Origin of the sequence: Algoriphagus confluentis (assembly GCF_036245625.1) — a bacterium.
Classification (GTDB): Bacteria; Bacteroidota; Bacteroidia; order Cytophagales; family Cyclobacteriaceae; genus Algoriphagus; species Algoriphagus confluentis.
This window is the reverse complement of the sequence record NZ_BTPD01000006.1, coordinates 127,538-144,594: the sequence shown is the minus strand read 5'-3', so window position 1 is coordinate 144,594 and position 17,057 is coordinate 127,538. Positions and strand designations below refer to the sequence as shown.

Sequence of the window (17,057 nt, the reverse complement as noted above, 5' to 3'; positions counted from 1 at the left end):
GACTTTGAGTAAATTGACTTGGATTCTGATTTTTGCCAAAGGCACCATGAAACGACTTTTCACCCTTCTAATTTTGGCCTGCTTGACTTGCAGCCTGGTTTTTTCTCAGCAAAAGCTGGAAAAAATCTCCATGAGGGATACCCTCGACAATCAATTTGATTTCAGCAATTTTTTAATCAATGCCAACGGCTTTATCCCACTTCCTCAATTGATCACAGAGCCTGCACTGGGAGGAATTGGGCTAGCATTGGCCCCGGTTTTCATCCAACCCAATAAATATCCCAATCCTCAGGGCTATACCCAGCCCAACATTACCGCTGTAGCAGGTATGTATACGGCCAATAAATCCTGGTTTGTCGGAGGTTTTCGTTCAGGCGCGATAACCAAGCACCAGATGAAATATCGAGTATTTGCAGGCTATGGATCCATTAATCTGGATCTTTACCGGGAGCTTCCGATTGTAGGAGAATCCCAGTTTCCTTTCAATTTCAAAACTGGTCTAGTATCCGGAACCTTACTGAAGGAAATTCAGAAATCCAATGTTTTCGTAGGTGTCCAATACACCCTATTGGATACTGAGGTGAGTCCGGAATTCCTGATGACAGGAGATGAGCTGCCAAATTTCATCCAAGAAAAATCCCTGAACACACTACAAAGTCTGCCTGGCGTTTTGGTGGAAATTGACAAAAGAGATAATATTTTCACTCCTAACTCTGGAGCGTTTTTCCATGCTGATTTCAAAGTTAGTGCAGATTGGACAGGATCGGACTTTACCTATCAAACCCTCCGGATTTTTCTCTTTAAATATTTTCAATTCAAGGAAAATTGGGTGGGTGGATTCCGATTGGAAACCCAACAGCAATTCGGCAACGCCCCATTTTTCTTAGAACCTGGCCTAAACATGCGGGGAGTCCCCTTGGGAAGATATCAGGGCACGGCTACCTATCTATTAGAAACAGAGCAGCGTCTTGATTTGAGCCTGCGCTGGAGTGTGTTGGGTTTTGTCGGAGCTGCCAAGGCGATTCCGGAAGATAAAACCTTCGGGAACGCTGACTGGGTCAACAATTACGGAGTGGGATTTAGATATCTAGCTGCACGGCTATTCAAATTGAGAATGGGAGTAGACTTGGCTTGGTCTCAGGAAAGTTTCGGGTATTACATCGTCTTTGGAAGCGCTTGGAGATAGCCCATAGAATTGGGGTACAGGTCTCTCTTCCATAGCTCTGACAAGGCAAATTTTGCTTTTTCTCTCTCAAACGGGTTCTCTGTTTTGCTCTCCCAGGAATCGAATGGAGCCCTTTTTCATAGCTTAATGATTATTCGGGAAGATGCAGATAGCCTGATTTCCATTGCTAAACTGGCTGCAAATCCTTTGAAAGATGGATGATTCCTCGGCCAGTTTCGCAGTAATTTGACCGATTACCTTTTCTATCTGAATAAATGGAGATATTCATTCACTGTTATTGGAGGAGAGGAAATCACCTTCCTAGAAGTGAATTCTCCACGATCCAGCCCTAAAGTTCGGACAAAACCTAGAAAAGGCTTAGGCATCAACAAACTGGACACCTTCTGTTTTGAAATCCCCCAAGGAATGGTCTCTGGAGATCCAAAACTCTACTACCCACTCTTCTACAAAAACCAGCTCATTCAATAAAAAGGAGGGATTACAAGAATTGAACAGCTACTCTCTTTAGGTCTTCCAAATGGGAGACAGGAATTCCCGAATTTGTTTCCGGTGAGCTGATATTTACTTGCAACCAAACCAATGCAGATATGGGGATCAGGTTCACTGGATTAGGACTTTTGAACGTCCTCTATCGAGGATACTGAGTCAGTCCAAGGTCTTAGCTGCAGGATTGCTGATTATCGATTACTTTTCTTCTTCTACCTGGACAATCTCATACATATTCTTTCCATCCACTTCCACAGGCATATAATAGGTATCGCCATACTTCACAAAAGTCTGATCTCCTACTTTAACTTCCTCAGCTCCTTCGGGAAGAGCTGAAACAACCGATCCGGCGGGAGGTGGAACTACGGTGTAGGTACCATCTTTTTGTTCATAAAAAGTACCACCGTAGTAATAATTGTTCACAGTAGGGCTCACTTCGACTACTTCGGAATCTTTGGGAATCACTTTTACTGTGGCACCTTGGGGTGCTTCCACCACTACATATCCGTCATCTGCCTGCACATAAAATACCCCCTCGTCGTAGTGATAATCCTGATTATCCACTGATACCACTATGGCAGTGACGGCGAGCGTAGCTACAAAAAAGCCCCAAGGATGCCAAACCGGCCCCCAATAGAACGGAGTAAACGGATGATAATAATAAGGTCGATACCAAGAAAAGCCAAAACCACCCCAAATATAAGGCGGCCGTACGTAGGGCCGATAAGGGGGTCTGTAGGCCACATTCCGGTTGTTTCGGATGACGGTATTTCGGCTGTTATCAATGTTTATATTTACGTCTCCCCGACTTTTGTCCACGTTTACACGATTGTTGGAGCCACGGTCCCCTGTGTTTATATTGTTGACTCGGTTTCCACTGCCGGTATTCCCGCTGTTTTTGATGGATCCTACCTTGCTATCCACTTTTGGTGAGATGGTCACCCGATTGGACCCACCATTGATGGCGCCACCCTTGTTATTCCCTCTGGAAGGGGTAGCCCGGTTGGCTGTCGTCGGTCTCGATGTGGTCGCTGGTCTGGAAGCAGGGCGGGCAGCAGGCTTAGATGCTGGACGGGACATGGCAGGTCGGGCTCCTCCTCCTCCTCGACCCGCAAACCGTTGGGCCAAGGTATCTTCAGCACTGCCGAAGAAGATCAGTGCAGCTAAAAAGAGCGTATAGGTCAAAATTTTAGAATATATTTTCATGGCTTAGTCTTTTTTGGTCCAGGTAATTTGTTTGGAATTAGGAGGTGGTAAAAATTCAAAAACCGAATCGGGATAGGTTTGATTGACCTCCCAAGATTCAAAGTCTACCTCCATCTGCCGGGCATAGGGATCTCCAAGATAGGTCAATATGACCTTGACTGGTCGCAACTCCAGATCCTGATTGATCCAAAGCTGGACAGTCATCGATTCATTGGCCGTGCCAATATGAAAAACCTGTTTTCCGTCAAGGGTGGTATTGCCCAAAAAGGCGATGTAATCCATGGACTCCATCAGATTCTGGGTAAAATCAGGGTAAAAGAAATCAGCAAGTACTAGCTTCACCCCAAAATCTTCATCCAGCCAATCCAACATTTCCAAGGTAGTTGAGGGCGCATCGGCAGCCGTGTAAAAGTTGCCTTCCATGGAATAGTAGACCAGTTGAGAACCATTGTATCGGTAAAAATGATCCGAACCATGTCGATGGACTTTTCCGGCAAGTTTATTTGGTCCTTGCATGATAAACTCTGAAGTCTTGAATTCCTTAATAAGGAAATTGTCGGCCAATCCAACATCCTCCGCTGTTCGGGTGGAAAATTTAATGGAGTTAATCTCCCCAAAATACTCTGCCACTTTGTCCAGTAGATGCAAAGCAGTGGAGTCATGTTGGATTTCTTGCCCCCGTAAGGTTAAGGAACAAAGAATTCCAAAGGTCAAAAGAACGGTTTTCTTCATAGGTTTTTATTTAAATAACGTGAATATCCGCAATCCTACCTATAGAGGAGTGCTTAGTGTACATGTCGCGAATAATCGTCCACGGACGACAGACCACAGCCCAAGGTTCCTCCTATCCAGGTTAGACCTATATCTTATTCTTTGACTGGAAAGAAAGCGGATATTCCTATCAGTTAAAAATCGGACATCATTTTCTTATCAGAAAAGAAATCTGAAATAGCAGGTATTAATTTACCAAATGTTGACAAAAACCAAGATCCAAATCTGAATATCCTTTCACTTTAATTCTTGTTTTAGGACAACTCCCTGTCCAATTCCTCCAGGGACTTCCCTTTGGTCTCTGGTAAAACCCTCCAAAGCACCAGAAAACCCAAAGCGCAAATTGCTCCGTATAGCCAAAAGTTATTCGCCCATCCGAGATTTTCCTTGATTGCGGGAAAGTAGTAGGTCAGGGTGAAATTACCGATCCAATGGGCCAAAGCACCAATGGAAATGGCAGCCCCTCTCACTCTCGTCGGAAAAATTTCCGAAAGTAAGACCCACAGTAAAGGAGCTAAGGAAATGGAATAAAACATCACATTGGCAAGGACCAAGACCACGACTATTCCTCCTCCCAAATCCGCAAAAAAGGAATATCCTATTCCAGCATATAAAAGGGTCATCGCACCAAGGCAAGTCAATAATATGCTTTTCCGCCCGTATCTATCCACTGTTGCCAAGGTCACAAAAACAGAAGCCACCATGACTCCTCCGATGACTACAATATTGAGCATCATCTGTTTTAAGGTAAATCCTGCGGCTTGAAAAATATCTGCCGCGTAGTAGATGACCACATTGATCCCACTCCACTGCTGAAGAAAAGCAAGAAATACCCCTAAAGCCAACAGCTTCAACAGTTTCGGACGGAAAAGAGCTCCCCAGTTGATTTGAGATTCATCTCCTTCAGAAAGGATATCCAAGGTTTCCCGGATGGAGACTTCGGCATAGGCTGGCCCGCCCAGTTTAGTCAAAACCTGCCTAGCTCGTTCTACCTGTCCATTTTTGATCAGCCATCTTGTACTTTCCGGCACAAAAAACATTAAGGAGAAAAACAAAATCGCAGGAACCACTTCCGCTCCAAACATCCATCGCCAGCCAACCCGCCCGCTCCAGCTCGCCGCTAGCTGATCGAAAGAAGCTCCCTCTACCAACTCAGTATCCAAAAGGGAAATCTGCCAATTGACCACTTGCGCCAGGAGCACCCCAAACATGATCAACAGCTGATTGATGGTCACCATTCGGCCACGCTTCTCCGCAGGAGACATTTCCGAGATATAGAGCGGAGAAAGATTGAGTGCTATTCCCATAGCCACTCCACCCAAAATCCGATACAGGTTAAACCCAAAGAAACTTTCAGCCAGTGCCGTACCGACGGCAGACAGGGAAAAAAGAAAACCAGCTGCAATCAATAATCTCTTTCTACCCAATCTGTCACTGAGAAAAATACAGCCTGCTGCCCCGATCATACAGCCCACAAGGGCGGAGCTTGTTCCCCATCCTTGATCTTCTACGCTGGTTACGGAGAAATAGGGCTCGTAAAAGGGTTTGGCTCCTCCGATTACCACCCAATCGTATCCAAACAAAAATCCTCCAAGGGCAGCAGTCAAAGTGATCAACCAAAGGTAGGTCGGGTGATAAGGATTGCTTGATTTCATAGGCAGGAAATGGACGGATTTTCAGAAAAAATAGAGTTTTTTTGGAGATCCCCTATCCTGTTCTCCTGATTTTGAGGTTTCAGAAGGAAATGGTCCTCAGTGACTGACTGTTATTATTATGCCTTAAGGCAAAAATGCCTTGCTCAACGACAGGAAAGTCCATTGAACCGAAGCGAAAGTTATGTCAGGTAAATCGATACTATTTCAATCCAAACCCTCCGATTTGCCTTTGGAAACTACTGTGGCTATCCCTAATTATCACCAGAAATGAAAAAGAGCAACGGAATAAAAAAATCCGGAAAAAGCAACTCTAACAAATCTTGCAGCCCTCCACAGTCTATAGAAACAAAAAGTCTGTTCAGATCCAGATGTAGATAAAATAAATCATCACAAGCTATAGAATCGAACCCATTAGGCAGGTAAACTTTAATCCGATAAGGAATGAAACCCAAGCGGATTTCCCCTACTAAATAAGTAAGCCAAAATAGGATTGGATTTCTTGAAAAAGCAGAATAATTTTTCATTGATGGAGGAAAAGAACAATATTTTCTTTAATTTTTGACAAAATCAATGAAATCATGACAGGCTTTAGCCTAGTCTCCAAGCTAGACTCCTCACATTTTACTTTCTTGAATGGTATTTCCGAAAAGAGCGATTAGTAACCAAACTTTCTATTTTATTTAATTCAATTACTCAGTAACTATTATTCTATGAAAAAACCGATTTTTCTACTAACCCTATTTTCTCTGGTGGTCTTATCCATTCAGGGCCAAGAGAAAAAACCCAACATTCTGGTCATCTGGGGAGATGACATAGGCACTTGGAACATCAGTCACAACAATCGTGGTATGATGGGCTACATGACTCCGAATATCGATCGTATCGCTAAAGAAGGCGTCGCTTTTACCGACTACTATGCCCAACAATCCTGCACCGCAGGAAGAGCGGCCTTTATCAGTGGTTCTGTGCCTGTTCGCTCAGGGATGACCAAGGTGGGGCTGCCTGGCGCCAAGGAAGGTTGGCAAAAAACCGATGTAACCATGGCGACTGTTCTCAAATCTCAAGGCTATGCCACGGGCCAATTTGGAAAAAATCATCAGGGAGACCGGGATGAGCACTTACCAACCATGCATGGTTTTGACGAGTTTTTGGGAAGCCTTTACCATCTCAATGCGGAAGAGGAACCGGAAAACAGAGACTATCCCTCAGATATGGTTTTAGCTAATGGCAAAACATTTTATGAGACCTATAAGCCACGTGGTATTTTGAAAACCAAAGCGGACGGAAAAGGTGGACAGACCATCGAAAACCTGGGACCATTGACCAAAAAGCGCATGGAAACGATCGATGAAGAAACCTTAGCCGCTGCCAAGGAATTTATCCGTCGTCAAGTGAAGGAAGGAAAGCCATTTTTCACCTGGTGGAATGGTACCCGAATGCACTTCAGAACGCACGTGAAGGAAGAACATATCGGTATTTCAGGGCAAGATGAATACAGTGACGGAATGGTGGAGCACGACATGCATGTCGGCGAGCTTTTGGACCTATTGGATGAGCTTGGAATCGCCGACAATACCTTGGTCATGTACTCTACAGACAATGGTCCTCACTACAATACCTGGCCGGATGCCGGGACTACTCCATTCCGATCTGAGAAAAACTCCAACTGGGAAGGTGCCTACCGTGTACCCACCTTTGTAAGATGGCCTGGTAAGTTTCCTGCCGGAGTCACTCTCAACGGAATCGTTTCTCATGAGGACTGGCTGCCTACTTTCGCAGCAATTGCAGGTGATACGGACGTTAAAGAAAGATTGCTGAAAGGCACCACTTTAAATGGAAGGACTTACAAGAATTACATCGACGGGTACAATCAGCTGGATTACCTTTCTGGAAAAACCAAAGAATCTCCAAGAAAAGAGTTTTGGTATGTGAGTGACGATGGACAAGTTGTTGCTGCTCGTTACCTGGATTGGAAAGTGGTATTTCTGGAAAACAGAGGGCAAGCCTTTGGAGTGTGGAGGGAACCCTACACAGAGCTTAGAGTTCCGCTTCTTTTCCATTTGAGAAGAGATCCATTTGAAAAAGCTCAGCATAATTCCAACACCTATAATGACTGGTTTTTGGATAGAGCCTTCGTTTTGGTTCCGATTCAGGGCTTGGCGACAAAGTTTCTCCTGACTATGCAAGAATACCCTCCTTCACAAACGGCTGGGTCATTTAATCTTTCCAAAGTGGAAGAGATGCTGAGGAGTGCTGCAGGTAGCAATTAATTTTATTCTTTAATCAAAAAGCCGAAGGAAAAGTCAAATCCTTCGGCTCTTTCAGTTTAAATAAGAACTATGATTTATAGATTTCAAGTTTTTGTGTTCTTTTTACTCCTAGGAGCATGCTCAGAAAAGAGCAACGTAGCAAACAAAGAACAAGTAAAGGAGGAACTACAACTTCCCTCCTGGAATGAAGGAGCCACCCGGTCTTCCATTTTGGATTTTGTAAAAAAAACCACCACAGATGGAAGTGCCGATTTTGTACCTGTGGAGGACAGAATAGCAGTTTTTGACAACGACGGCACACTTTGGGCAGAGCAGCCGTTCTATTTTCAAGTGGCCTATGCCTTGGATTATGTGAAAAAAGAAGCTCCCAATCATCCCGATTGGGCCAAAGATCCCGTGCTGAAAGCCGCCATTGAAGGGGATATTCAGGGTGTATTGGGTGCCGGTGAAAAAGGCCTTATTGAAATCGTCATGAAATCCCATGCAGGCATGACCGAGGATCAATTCGAGGATGCTGTCAGTTCATGGATTGCCACAGCCAAACATCCTCAGACAGGCAAGGCCTACAATGAAATGATTTATCAACCCATGCTCGAGCTCCTGGATTACCTGAGAGCGCATGATTACAAGACTTTTATTGTCTCAGGCGGCGGAATTGATTTTATGAGGGTTTGGGCGGAGAAGGCTTATGGAATCCCCCCTTATCAAGTGGTCGGCTCCTCCATCAAAGCCAGCTATGAGGTAGTGGACGGGGAGCCCCAGCTGATGAAAATCCCGGAGCTTAATTTCATTGATGACAAAGCCGGAAAACCCGTAGGAATCCATCAACACATCGGAAAAAAACCAATCCTTGCAGTTGGCAATTCAGACGGGGACTTTCAAATGCTAGAATATACCACAAAACAGGAAGGCGCTAGATTGGGGATCATTCTCCACCATACAGATTCTGTCAGAGAATATGCCTACGACAGCCTCTCTCCCATCGGCAATCTCAAGAGGGGACTGATCGAAGGACCTTCCAGAGGATGGATTATTATTGATATGGCAAAAGACTGGTCTGCCATTTATCCCAATTGAAATGAAAAAAATCTGGATATTGATTTTGTTTTTTGGGATTTCGACTTGGGCGTTTGCACAAGAGGGGCAAGAAAAGGAAGAATTCTCCCCTCAGATTCGAGTAGCCTTAATAACAGCAAATTCACATGTGCCCCAGGCCTTTGAGGGAGAAAGAAAAGTAGCCGTAATCCCTGCTTGGGGATTTGATGTCGATTATTTTTTTCATCCCCGTTGGTCTGTAGCCTTACAGGCAGATCTCAAGCTCCAAAGCTTTGAAGTGGAAAGAGAGGGAGCACTTTTGGAAAGGAGCTACCCTTTTTCCTTGGCTCCGGTGATTCATTACCATTTCAAAAGGCATTGGTCTGTTTTTGTGGGACCCGGATGGGAATTTGAAAAAAATGAAAATCTGTATTTCTGGAAAATAGGCTCAGAATATAGCTTTGAAATGAGCGAAACTTTTGAAATCGCTCTTAATCTGGCTTATGAAAGAAAAGAAGAAGTCTACGACTCTTGGACGTTTGGGATCGCATTCAACAAGCGAATCTGGAAGAAAGAAAAGGAGTAAAAGTTCATTCAGTCTGGATCGGTTCAATTACGAAGAAGTTCAACCTTCTTGAAAACGGGATTTCCATCACTGATAAAAAAAAAAAAAACTCATCCCGAATAAATTCACTTTCATTTCTCAAATGAGGTAAAAAAACGACATATTTTGTTCGTTCATTGTTTTCTTTCCTAGGATTTGGGTAAGGGATTTTCTGAAAAAAAAAGATAAATCTTTTCTTTTTTTATTGAAGTAGAGAATTCCTTATTACCTTCCTAGTGAAGATTAGCAATGATTTTGTATGAAGTTTATTCTTAGCGTAAAAGATCTTATCTACCTGAGCGCTATTTTTCTTGGATTTATTACCAGCCTATTACTCATTTTATATTCGTTCCGAGGGGAGAAAAAATCCAACATACTTATTGGGTTTTCCTTTGCCACTTTATCCTATGCCATTCTATTCGCCTTTTTGATTAGTTCTGGTTATTACTTATTGGTCCCCTCCCTGTATCGCACCGGTAACATTGCCGCTCTGCTCTTTATGCCTTTGTTTTATCTATATATCTATAAAGAAAGTAAAAGGGAGGGCTTTAAAAAAAGAGATTTGATCCACTTTTTGCCCATGGCCATTTATATACTCGATTTTTTTCCTGTTCTCTTTACTGCCTCAGTAGAGGAAAAGACTCAGCTGATCAAATCCGAAATTGACAACCCCAGTGTTTTTGTGTATTTCAACCAAAGCCGGTTTTTCCCACCCAATTTCTACACGGTAGGCAGGACACTACTCATAATGATTTATTGGATAGGATCTCTCAACTTATTGAGCAAAGAGCAGGCAAAAATCCGGGAAGACAAGTCATTGGTAAGTAAAGAATGGATCCTATGGGCGAGGACATACGTCTATGGGGCCTCCTTGCTCTTCCTTCCTTTTTTTGCTTTATTTTATTTTGCAGATTCCCAGCTATCCTATGATTTGGTTCATTTTACAGGGGCCATATTTATCCTTGGAAATGCCTTGATTATTCTCTTTTTTCCAAAAATTCTTTACGGAATCTCTTCTCCTCCACCCTCAGAAAAGCTGAAGGAGACTCCGAGCTCCTTTCCTCTCGGTGAAGAAAAATCCAGAGAAATTCAGGAGAAACTCGATGGATTAATGGGGATTTCCAAAAGATATCTAGAACCCGGCTACACGATCAATTCCATGGCAAAAGACATGGATGTTCCGGCCTATCTGCTCACTCAATACATCAACCGAAATCTGGGGCTTAGCTTTTCTGATCTTATCAATCAGCATAGAATTGAGGAATGCTGCAGGAAAATTGAAGTGGGCGAACACAAACTAATGACCTTGGAAGGTTTAGCTCATGAATGCGGGTTCAATAACCGAAACTCTTTTATCACATCCTTCAAAAAATTCAAAAACAAGACTCCTTCCGAGTATTTGAAAGAGCTGCAAAAAGAAAAATCAGGGCCAGTGGAAGTTCATCAAATACACAACAAAAAAAATAAGGAGAAAAACAGGGTTGAGAAAAATAATGCCTTCCATCATTGAGGAAAATCACCCTACATTAATTCTTAATGCTTATTTTCAATAAATCAAACTGATAATCAGCACGCGCTATTCAAACTCAACTTCTCAGAAATTCCCGGTCAATTTACAGTACTAGCCTGATCTATTTCCAGGTTCTTCCTTCCCGATATTCACTTCAAGAATTCTGTATACTCTTGCTACCCAATTTTAAACTTCATTCCAGCAAATCTCAACTATGAAAAAACTTACTCTATCTCTACTCTTTGCCGTATTGAGTATGGCAGCCATGGCTCAAGAAATCCGGCTCAACACCTATGCAGGTTACGTTTTTGACGACGGTGTTGACAGCTATTTTTCCTCCAGCAGCTATTACGAAGGCACCATCAATGGAGGCTTCCAATGGGGTGCAGGATTGGAATACAGGTTGCCGAACGGCAAGGGAATCGAACTACAGTACCTACGTCAGGACACGCAAGCCCCAATGATTTATCAAGACGGAGGAATTCTTGGCGGACAGCTTCAACGAACCACTTTTGATCTGGCTGCCAATTGGATCATGGTCAATGGGAATAATTACTTTGTGGTAAACGACAAAGTAGAACCTTATTTCGGAGCGGGAATAGGTGTTGTTATTTCTAATGTTGAAAACCCTGACAACAGAAACAGCCAAAACTTCACCAAGTTTGCCTGGGCATTGAGAGGTGGATCAAATTTCTGGCTGGCTGAAAAAGTGGGAATCAAAATACAAGCCTCCCTAATGTCTGCAGTCCAAGGAGCAGGCGGAGGATTTTATTTTGGTACCGGAGGAGTGGGTACCGGTGTATCCACCTACTCTACCATTTATCAGTTTGGATTTGAAGGAGGATTGGTCTTTAGATTTCCTCAATAAGATCAAATATGGAGGAAGTACTCACCTTCCTCCTTTTTTTTTGCCAGTTTTAGTTTTGGGTTTAGGATTTTTTCCAGATTTGAGTGCATCCTTACACTTAGATTGAAGAAAAATCATCTTCCACCTAGCCACCCTTTCCAAATGATGAAGTCAGTCTTGCTTTGGGGCCTCCTATTTACTTCCGGTTTTGGGCTTTCGGCCCAGACTGATTCCCTTACCTACTCGCCCAACAAAGTCCATCAATTCAGCTTTGTTCCGCTCCCTGCTATTGCTTCCAACCCAGCCAATGGATGGATGTTTGGACTGGCGCCCTCAGCCTCGTGGTACATGGGAAACCCTAAGGACACGAAGCTTTCCAACTTGGTAGGAAATCTCTTGTATACAACCAAAAAACAGTGGATTTTGAGCTCCAGGCACACTATTTTTCTTTCAGGCAATAAGACTATTCTAGTGGGAGATTGGAGATATTTCATTACTTCCCAACCCACCTTCGGATTGGGAAGTTCTACTCCAAATGAGCTCCAAAGCAATCCCAATCAACCGGGTGTGTTTTGGGGAGAACAGCAAATGGATTTTCGCTTATTTAGATTTTATGAGTCTTTGCTGAAAAAAATAAATGATTCCCCATTTTATCTTGGCGTAGGCTATCATTTGGACATTCACTCCAGAATTGAAAACTTTCAGGAACTTACTGGCCTTCCTCAATTATATTCACACGACGCCTATAATTTATCCAAAGGGTTCGACCTTGACCGCTATACCCTTTCCGGAATTTCACTCAACGCCGTCATGGAAAAGCGGGACATGGCTGTATCTCCTTACGAGCGAAACTTCGCTTGGATTCAATACAAAATCAACCCGGAGTTTCTAGGCTCTTCCCAATCCTCGAGCACCCTACTTTTAGACTATAGGCATTATTTTACCCTCAATCCCTTACGAAAAAGACATCTGCTTGCAGTTTGGGGTATGGGTAATTTTCTGGTATCCGGCAACTTACCCTACATGAACTTACCCGCTATAGGTTGGGATATGTTTGGAAGAAGCGGACGCGGCTATGCCCAGGGTAGGTTTCGAGGAGAAAACATGGTCTATGGCGAAGCGGAGTGGAGATTCCCTTTGCAAAAACAAAAGGATACCTTCGGGGCTACAGTTTTTGTCAATGCAGCGAGTTTCAGCGGGGCCAAGCCGGAATCTGCCGCTGGGCCGACCTTGGAACAGGAAAGGTTGTTTGAGAAAATCAATCCCGGGTATGGATTGGGACTGCGGTTGATGATCAACAAACAGAAACGTACCACAATCACAGCCGATTATGCATTTGGTCAAAAAGGCAACTCGGGTTTTTATCTGAATATCAATGAGACCTTCTGAAAGGAAACTTGATTTGAGACGATGCCTTCAGAAATAAAAAAAAGCACACCTACCTGATTAACTGATCCTTTCAGGTAATTTTCTCTCAAAAAGAAAAAAGCTCAACTTAGAATCAGCTTGGAAAAATTGAACATGAAACACCCCGTATACGGCTTTTCGTCTCCCAACTTCAACGAAGTCAAGGTATCCGGTCAGAAAGGCAAAAAACCAGGCAATTGGACTACACAAGGATGAGCATATTTACTTAACTTACCTTCTAATCCAGCAACTCATACCCATGAAAAAAATCCTATTTTCCATGCTGCTCTTTTTCTCCTTAGGAATTGGCAGCACCTTCGCTCAAAATGTCGACGAAGAGATTTCACTGATCCAGGAAGCCTTTGGCATGGACAAAAAAATGATTGTCCAGGAAGTGCTTCAGCTTTCCGAGGCGAAAGCCGCCGCATTTTGGCCGATTTATGAGGCCTATGAAACCGAGCGTAGAGGCTTGTCCAGAGAGCGAATCAAAATCATCAATGACTACATGAATCAATACTCCAATATTGGGGAAGCCGAAGCGGATAACCTAGCCGTTCGGACCTTGAAAAACGATCAAGAACTCGCCAAGCTTCACTTGAAATACTACAAAAAATTTAAAAAGGGAGTGTCGGCTTTGGATGCTACCAAGTTTTTGCAACTGGATACCTACATCCATAACACCATCCGAAATGCGGTGCAGCAGGAGCTTCCCTTTATCGACGAATTTAAATAATCCCTATTCTTTACTCTTATGAAAAAAAATTCACTACTCGCCACTTTGGCTTTTGCCGTGCTCGTGTCCTGCTCGCCCAGCACCAAAATTCTCGGATCTTAGTCCAGTCCGGAAAAAAAATCAGGTGGCTATGAAGATGTGGTCATCATCGGTATCTCTGAAAGCGTAATCAGCAGGCAGACTTTTGAAGATCAAATCCAAAGTGTCCTGACCCAAGATGGCATTAAAGCTTCAAACTCTTCCGTGATTATTCCTCCGGGAACCAAACCAAGCCCTGAAGAAAAAGAGAAATTTGCCCAAGTCCTCCAATCTCAAGGACATGATGCGGTACTAACGGTGGCACTTTTGGACCAAACACAAGAGTCCAGATATGTACCGGGGACCACAGCTTATTCTCCGATGATGTATGGTGGATATTATAGATCGTATTGGGGGTATTACAACTACTACAGTCCGATGATGTATGATCCGGGATACTACACCACCGATAAGAACTATTTCCTGGAAGCCAATCTTTACGATGTAGAAACAGAGCAACTGGTATGGTCAGCTCAATCCGAAACTACCAATCCTGCAAATCTTGAGGCTTTTGCCCGGACATTTGCTATGGTCATATCGGACCAGATGATCAAAGATGGAGTAATCGTCAAAAAGTAACCTTGACTGGCAAAAAAACGGCCCTTGAAATTCGAATTCAAGGGCCGTTTTTGATTAGGCCGCATTTCTCATCGCATTGATAATCCCAAACATGGCACGCAAGATGAGTTTGTCCAGAATATGGGTGGATTTCCCCTCCTCCAAAATTCTTTGAATAGCGTACTGTTGGATTGTAATCAAAGGAAGTACGATTCTTTCCCGGATTTCGATGGATTTTTTGGTTACAGGATTATCTTCCAGCAGTTCGTTCATTCCTGAGATATCCTTGATCTTGGCCACTGATCTTTGGTATTCATCAAAAAGAAGCTTCCAAAATTCCCCGTATTCCTCATTTTTGGACAAATAGGCGGTAGCCGGATAAAAACATTTATTCAGAGACTGCATAGAATTGCTCAACAGCGTTCTGAAGAACAGACTCTTCTGATACAGCTTTTTGATTTCTTCCAGTTTACCCTCCTCTTCTGCCTGTGCTATCGCTGCTCCTACCCCAAAAAATCCGGGGATATTTTGCTTCATTTGAGCCCAGGATCCCACAAATGGAATCGCCCGAAGATCTTCAAATCTCAATCCCGAACCTTTTCCTCTTTTCAGAGGCCGACTCCCGATATTGGTCATGCCAAAATACTTTAAAGGGGCCACGTGCTCCAGGTAAGGAACAAACTTGGGATGATTTTTCAGCTTTTTGTAGGATTCATACCCCAAGTCTGCCAAACTTTGAATCAATTCTCTCTGTTTTGAATTGAGATTTTTCTCTCCATCAGGATAGAGGTGGTTTTCCAGCCCGGCGCTGAGTAGCTGCTCCAGATTGTAGGTACAGGATACCTGCTTACCGTAATTGGATGAAATGGTCTGACCTTGAATGGTCACCTGGATTTCGGAGTTGTCCACTTTTTCTCCCAAGGAAGCATAGAAATTATGAAGGTTCCCTCCTCCTCTGGCTACGGGACCGCCTCGCCCATCAAAAAAGACCACTTTGATCCCATACTTTCTCGATACTTCGGACAGTTCCTCTTTGGCCACCAAAATGGACCAATTCGCCTTTAAATAGCCCCCGTCTTTGGTCCCATCAGAGAACCCAAGCATGATATTCTGCTTCATCCCACGGGATTTGAGGTGCTCGGCATACTCCGGAGTTTCATATAGCTTGGACATAATCTGGGGTGCCATTGCCAAATCATCTATGGTCTCAAACAAGGGGACAATGTCTAGAGGAAGGGGACTGGATTTGGCTCCCAAAGTCAATCTTGCCAGCTGAAAAACTTCCAAAACATGAAGCACAGATTGACAATTGGAAATAATGTAGCGATGAAGTCCTTCTTCTCCATTGAGCGCTTGGATTTCCTTAACTGTGCCTAAGGATTGAAGCATTTCCTTATGAAAGGGTTCCTGAAAATCCTCGAGAGAAGGCAGCCCTCTGGTCTTCATTACTTTGGAAATCAATTCCTCCTCGGTTCCGGTAAATTCTTTTCCCTGAATAGAAAAAATCTCCTCCCAAAGCCCATCATGCTTTCGACTATCCTGCCGCAAATCCATGTGGGCAAAGTGGAAACCGAAAATTCTCACTTTTAGGATAAATTCATCCAATAGATTCAGAAACAACCCATCGTGGTGTGTGATCAATGCCTCCCTAGCTTCTAAAAGAATTTCCAAAAGATCCTCCTTGGAGTTGTAGACCTGCTTGTTTTCAAAAAGGGTGTAGAAAATTCCCCGTTCTGCCTTGGCGATCAACTCCTCCACCTTTTTGAAGGTAAGCCGCTTTTTTAATTTTCTGAGATCTCTGTAGTAGCATCTCATCAGCCACTTTTTGAGGCGATCCGCTACCTGAAGGGTAGTCTCATGGGTCACGAATGGATTGCCATCCCGGTCGCCCCCTGGCCAAAACCCTACTTTTAAAATCCCCGGATTTTCCCAAGTATGGATGGGTTCACCCAATCCTTTCAGCAATCGGATGACAATGTCCGGAATACTTTGATAAAATACATTCTCCAAGTACCAAATCAGACTGATCGCCTCGTCAAATGGAGTAGGTTTTTCCCGGTTGATAAAGCCGGTCTTGCCCAGCTGCTGCAAAAGAAGGTTGATGCTCTCCAAATCATCGGTCCGAATCGCATTTTCCAAATCGGTAATGATCCCCAATACGTTGCCCGGATAAAATTGAGTGGGGTGGGCGGTAAGCGTCAGCCTGACAGAAAATGTCTTGAGCTTTTCGATCAATTCTTTCTTTTTCTTATCGGTCTCTACTCTGGAAATCAAAGCCTTTATGGAGCCTTTTCCATGAATGTCGTTGATTTTATCGTAGGCAGCATCCTCTATGGAATCAAATAGGACCACTTGCCGCTCCACATACTGTATCATCTGAAAAAGAAAATCGCTCCTTCTTTTCTCTGATTCACCTGGCATCATTTCGTCAAAAAATCCCTCAATGATCTCCACGGGAGTTTTCCCTTCTCTATACCCTTTTTCACATGCTTTGCCCAAAAAAGGCAAAAGGGTGCCTGTGACATAGATATCATCAAAGGGCAGATCTAAAAACAAACTGTTGTAAATCGTAAACCGCTTGGCTACTTGGGTATCATAAATTTGCTGCATCATTTTCCAATTAATCGACTAGGCTAAATTAACATTTTTCAACCTTAATCGAATTATTTTTAACTTTTCAATAAAAAACAAGGGGGAAAAATTGATTTATT

Annotated in this window: 13 protein-coding genes; 9 read left to right on the top strand and 4 right to left on the bottom strand. The window is 43.4% G+C overall.

The window, feature by feature from the left end; genetic code table 11:
* Nucleotides 1–4: 4 nt before the first annotated feature.
* Nucleotides 5–1,186, top strand: a complete 1,182-nt coding sequence (locus tag AAA943_RS10530) for a BamA/TamA family outer membrane protein (protein WP_338224203.1) — start codon at nt 5–7, stop codon at nt 1,184–1,186.
* Nucleotides 1,187–1,870: 684 nt separating this feature from the next.
* Here the strand turns inward: AAA943_RS10530 and AAA943_RS10525 are convergent.
* From AAA943_RS10525 to AAA943_RS10515, 3 genes are all read right to left on the bottom strand, one after another.
* Nucleotides 1,871–2,878, bottom strand: coding sequence for a DUF6515 family protein (locus AAA943_RS10525; RefSeq protein WP_338224202.1), 1,008 nt, complete (start codon nt 2,876–2,878; stop codon nt 1,871–1,873).
* A 3-nt stretch (nt 2,879–2,881) separates the two neighbouring features.
* The gene (locus AAA943_RS10520; RefSeq protein ID WP_338224200.1) at nt 2,882–3,610 is read right to left on the bottom strand and encodes a DUF2092 domain-containing protein; all 729 of its coding nucleotides are present in this window, start codon (nt 3,608–3,610) and stop codon (nt 2,882–2,884) included.
* A 293-nt stretch (nt 3,611–3,903) separates the two neighbouring features.
* On the bottom strand, nt 3,904–5,304 hold the full coding sequence (locus AAA943_RS10515; RefSeq protein WP_338224199.1) for a sugar porter family MFS transporter: 1,401 nt from the start codon (nt 5,302–5,304) through the stop codon (nt 3,904–3,906).
* 710 nt (nt 5,305–6,014) lie between these two features.
* On the opposite strand from AAA943_RS10515, the gene AAA943_RS10510 reads away from it, so the two are divergent.
* From AAA943_RS10510 to AAA943_RS10475, 8 genes are all read left to right on the top strand, one after another.
* Entirely contained in the window at nt 6,015–7,574 is a 1,560-nt protein-coding gene (locus tag AAA943_RS10510; RefSeq protein WP_338224198.1) for an arylsulfatase, read from the top strand.
* A gap of 69 nt (nt 7,575–7,643) precedes the next feature.
* The gene (locus AAA943_RS10505) at nt 7,644–8,651 is read left to right on the top strand and encodes an HAD family hydrolase (RefSeq protein WP_338224197.1); all 1,008 of its coding nucleotides are present in this window, start codon (nt 7,644–7,646) and stop codon (nt 8,649–8,651) included.
* Nucleotide 8,652: 1 nt separating this feature from the next.
* Nucleotides 8,653–9,195: a hypothetical protein gene (locus tag AAA943_RS10500; RefSeq protein WP_338224195.1), complete on the top strand. Its 543-nt coding sequence runs from the start codon at nt 8,653–8,655 to the stop codon at nt 9,193–9,195.
* Nucleotides 9,196–9,472: 277 nt separating this feature from the next.
* Nucleotides 9,473–10,723: a helix-turn-helix domain-containing protein gene (locus AAA943_RS10495; RefSeq protein WP_338224194.1), complete on the top strand. Its 1,251-nt coding sequence runs from the start codon at nt 9,473–9,475 to the stop codon at nt 10,721–10,723.
* Nucleotides 10,724–10,937: 214 nt separating this feature from the next.
* Nucleotides 10,938–11,591 carry an outer membrane beta-barrel protein gene (locus AAA943_RS10490; protein ID WP_338224193.1) on the top strand — a complete coding sequence of 218 codons (654 nt, stop codon included), beginning with the start codon at nt 10,938–10,940 and terminating at the stop codon, nt 11,589–11,591.
* A 141-nt stretch (nt 11,592–11,732) separates the two neighbouring features.
* Entirely contained in the window at nt 11,733–12,959 is a 1,227-nt protein-coding gene (locus AAA943_RS10485; RefSeq protein ID WP_338224192.1) for a BamA/TamA family outer membrane protein, read from the top strand.
* Nucleotides 12,960–13,236: 277 nt separating this feature from the next.
* Nucleotides 13,237–13,710 (top strand): hypothetical protein, encoded by a 474-nt coding sequence (locus tag AAA943_RS10480; RefSeq protein ID WP_338224191.1) that lies wholly within the window; start codon nt 13,237–13,239, stop codon nt 13,708–13,710.
* Between the two features lie 138 nt (nt 13,711–13,848).
* Nucleotides 13,849–14,367, top strand: a complete 519-nt coding sequence (locus AAA943_RS10475) for a hypothetical protein (RefSeq protein WP_338224190.1) — start codon at nt 13,849–13,851, stop codon at nt 14,365–14,367.
* Nucleotides 14,368–14,421: 54 nt separating this feature from the next.
* Here the strand turns inward: AAA943_RS10475 and AAA943_RS10470 are convergent, their stop codons facing one another.
* Nucleotides 14,422–16,956 (bottom strand): phosphoenolpyruvate carboxylase, encoded by a 2,535-nt coding sequence (locus tag AAA943_RS10470; protein WP_338224366.1) that lies wholly within the window; start codon nt 16,954–16,956, stop codon nt 14,422–14,424.
* Nucleotides 16,957–17,057 lie beyond the last annotated feature (101 nt).

What these genes read in the sequence shown, in the direction of transcription:
- AAA943_RS10515 (WP_338224199.1), bottom strand. Translation starts at nt 5,304, where the DNA reads ATGAAATCAAGCAATCCTTATCACCCGACCTACCTTTGGTTGATCACT.
- AAA943_RS10485 (WP_338224192.1), top strand. Translation starts at nt 11,733, where the DNA reads ATGATGAAGTCAGTCTTGCTTTGGGGCCTCCTATTTACTTCCGGTTTT.
- AAA943_RS10500 (WP_338224195.1), top strand. Translation starts at nt 8,653, where the DNA reads ATGAAAAAAATCTGGATATTGATTTTGTTTTTTGGGATTTCGACTTGG.
- AAA943_RS10490 (WP_338224193.1), top strand. Translation starts at nt 10,938, where the DNA reads ATGAAAAAACTTACTCTATCTCTACTCTTTGCCGTATTGAGTATGGCA.
- AAA943_RS10520 (WP_338224200.1), bottom strand. Translation starts at nt 3,610, where the DNA reads ATGAAGAAAACCGTTCTTTTGACCTTTGGAATTCTTTGTTCCTTAACC.
- AAA943_RS10525 (WP_338224202.1), bottom strand. Translation starts at nt 2,878, where the DNA reads ATGAAAATATATTCTAAAATTTTGACCTATACGCTCTTTTTAGCTGCA.
- AAA943_RS10495 (WP_338224194.1), top strand. Translation starts at nt 9,473, where the DNA reads ATGAAGTTTATTCTTAGCGTAAAAGATCTTATCTACCTGAGCGCTATT.
- AAA943_RS10480 (WP_338224191.1), top strand. Translation starts at nt 13,237, where the DNA reads ATGAAAAAAATCCTATTTTCCATGCTGCTCTTTTTCTCCTTAGGAATT.
- AAA943_RS10470 (WP_338224366.1), bottom strand. Translation starts at nt 16,956, where the DNA reads ATGCAGCAAATTTATGATACCCAAGTAGCCAAGCGGTTTACGATTTAC.
- AAA943_RS10510 (WP_338224198.1), top strand. Translation starts at nt 6,015, where the DNA reads ATGAAAAAACCGATTTTTCTACTAACCCTATTTTCTCTGGTGGTCTTA.
- AAA943_RS10505 (WP_338224197.1), top strand. Translation starts at nt 7,644, where the DNA reads ATGATTTATAGATTTCAAGTTTTTGTGTTCTTTTTACTCCTAGGAGCA.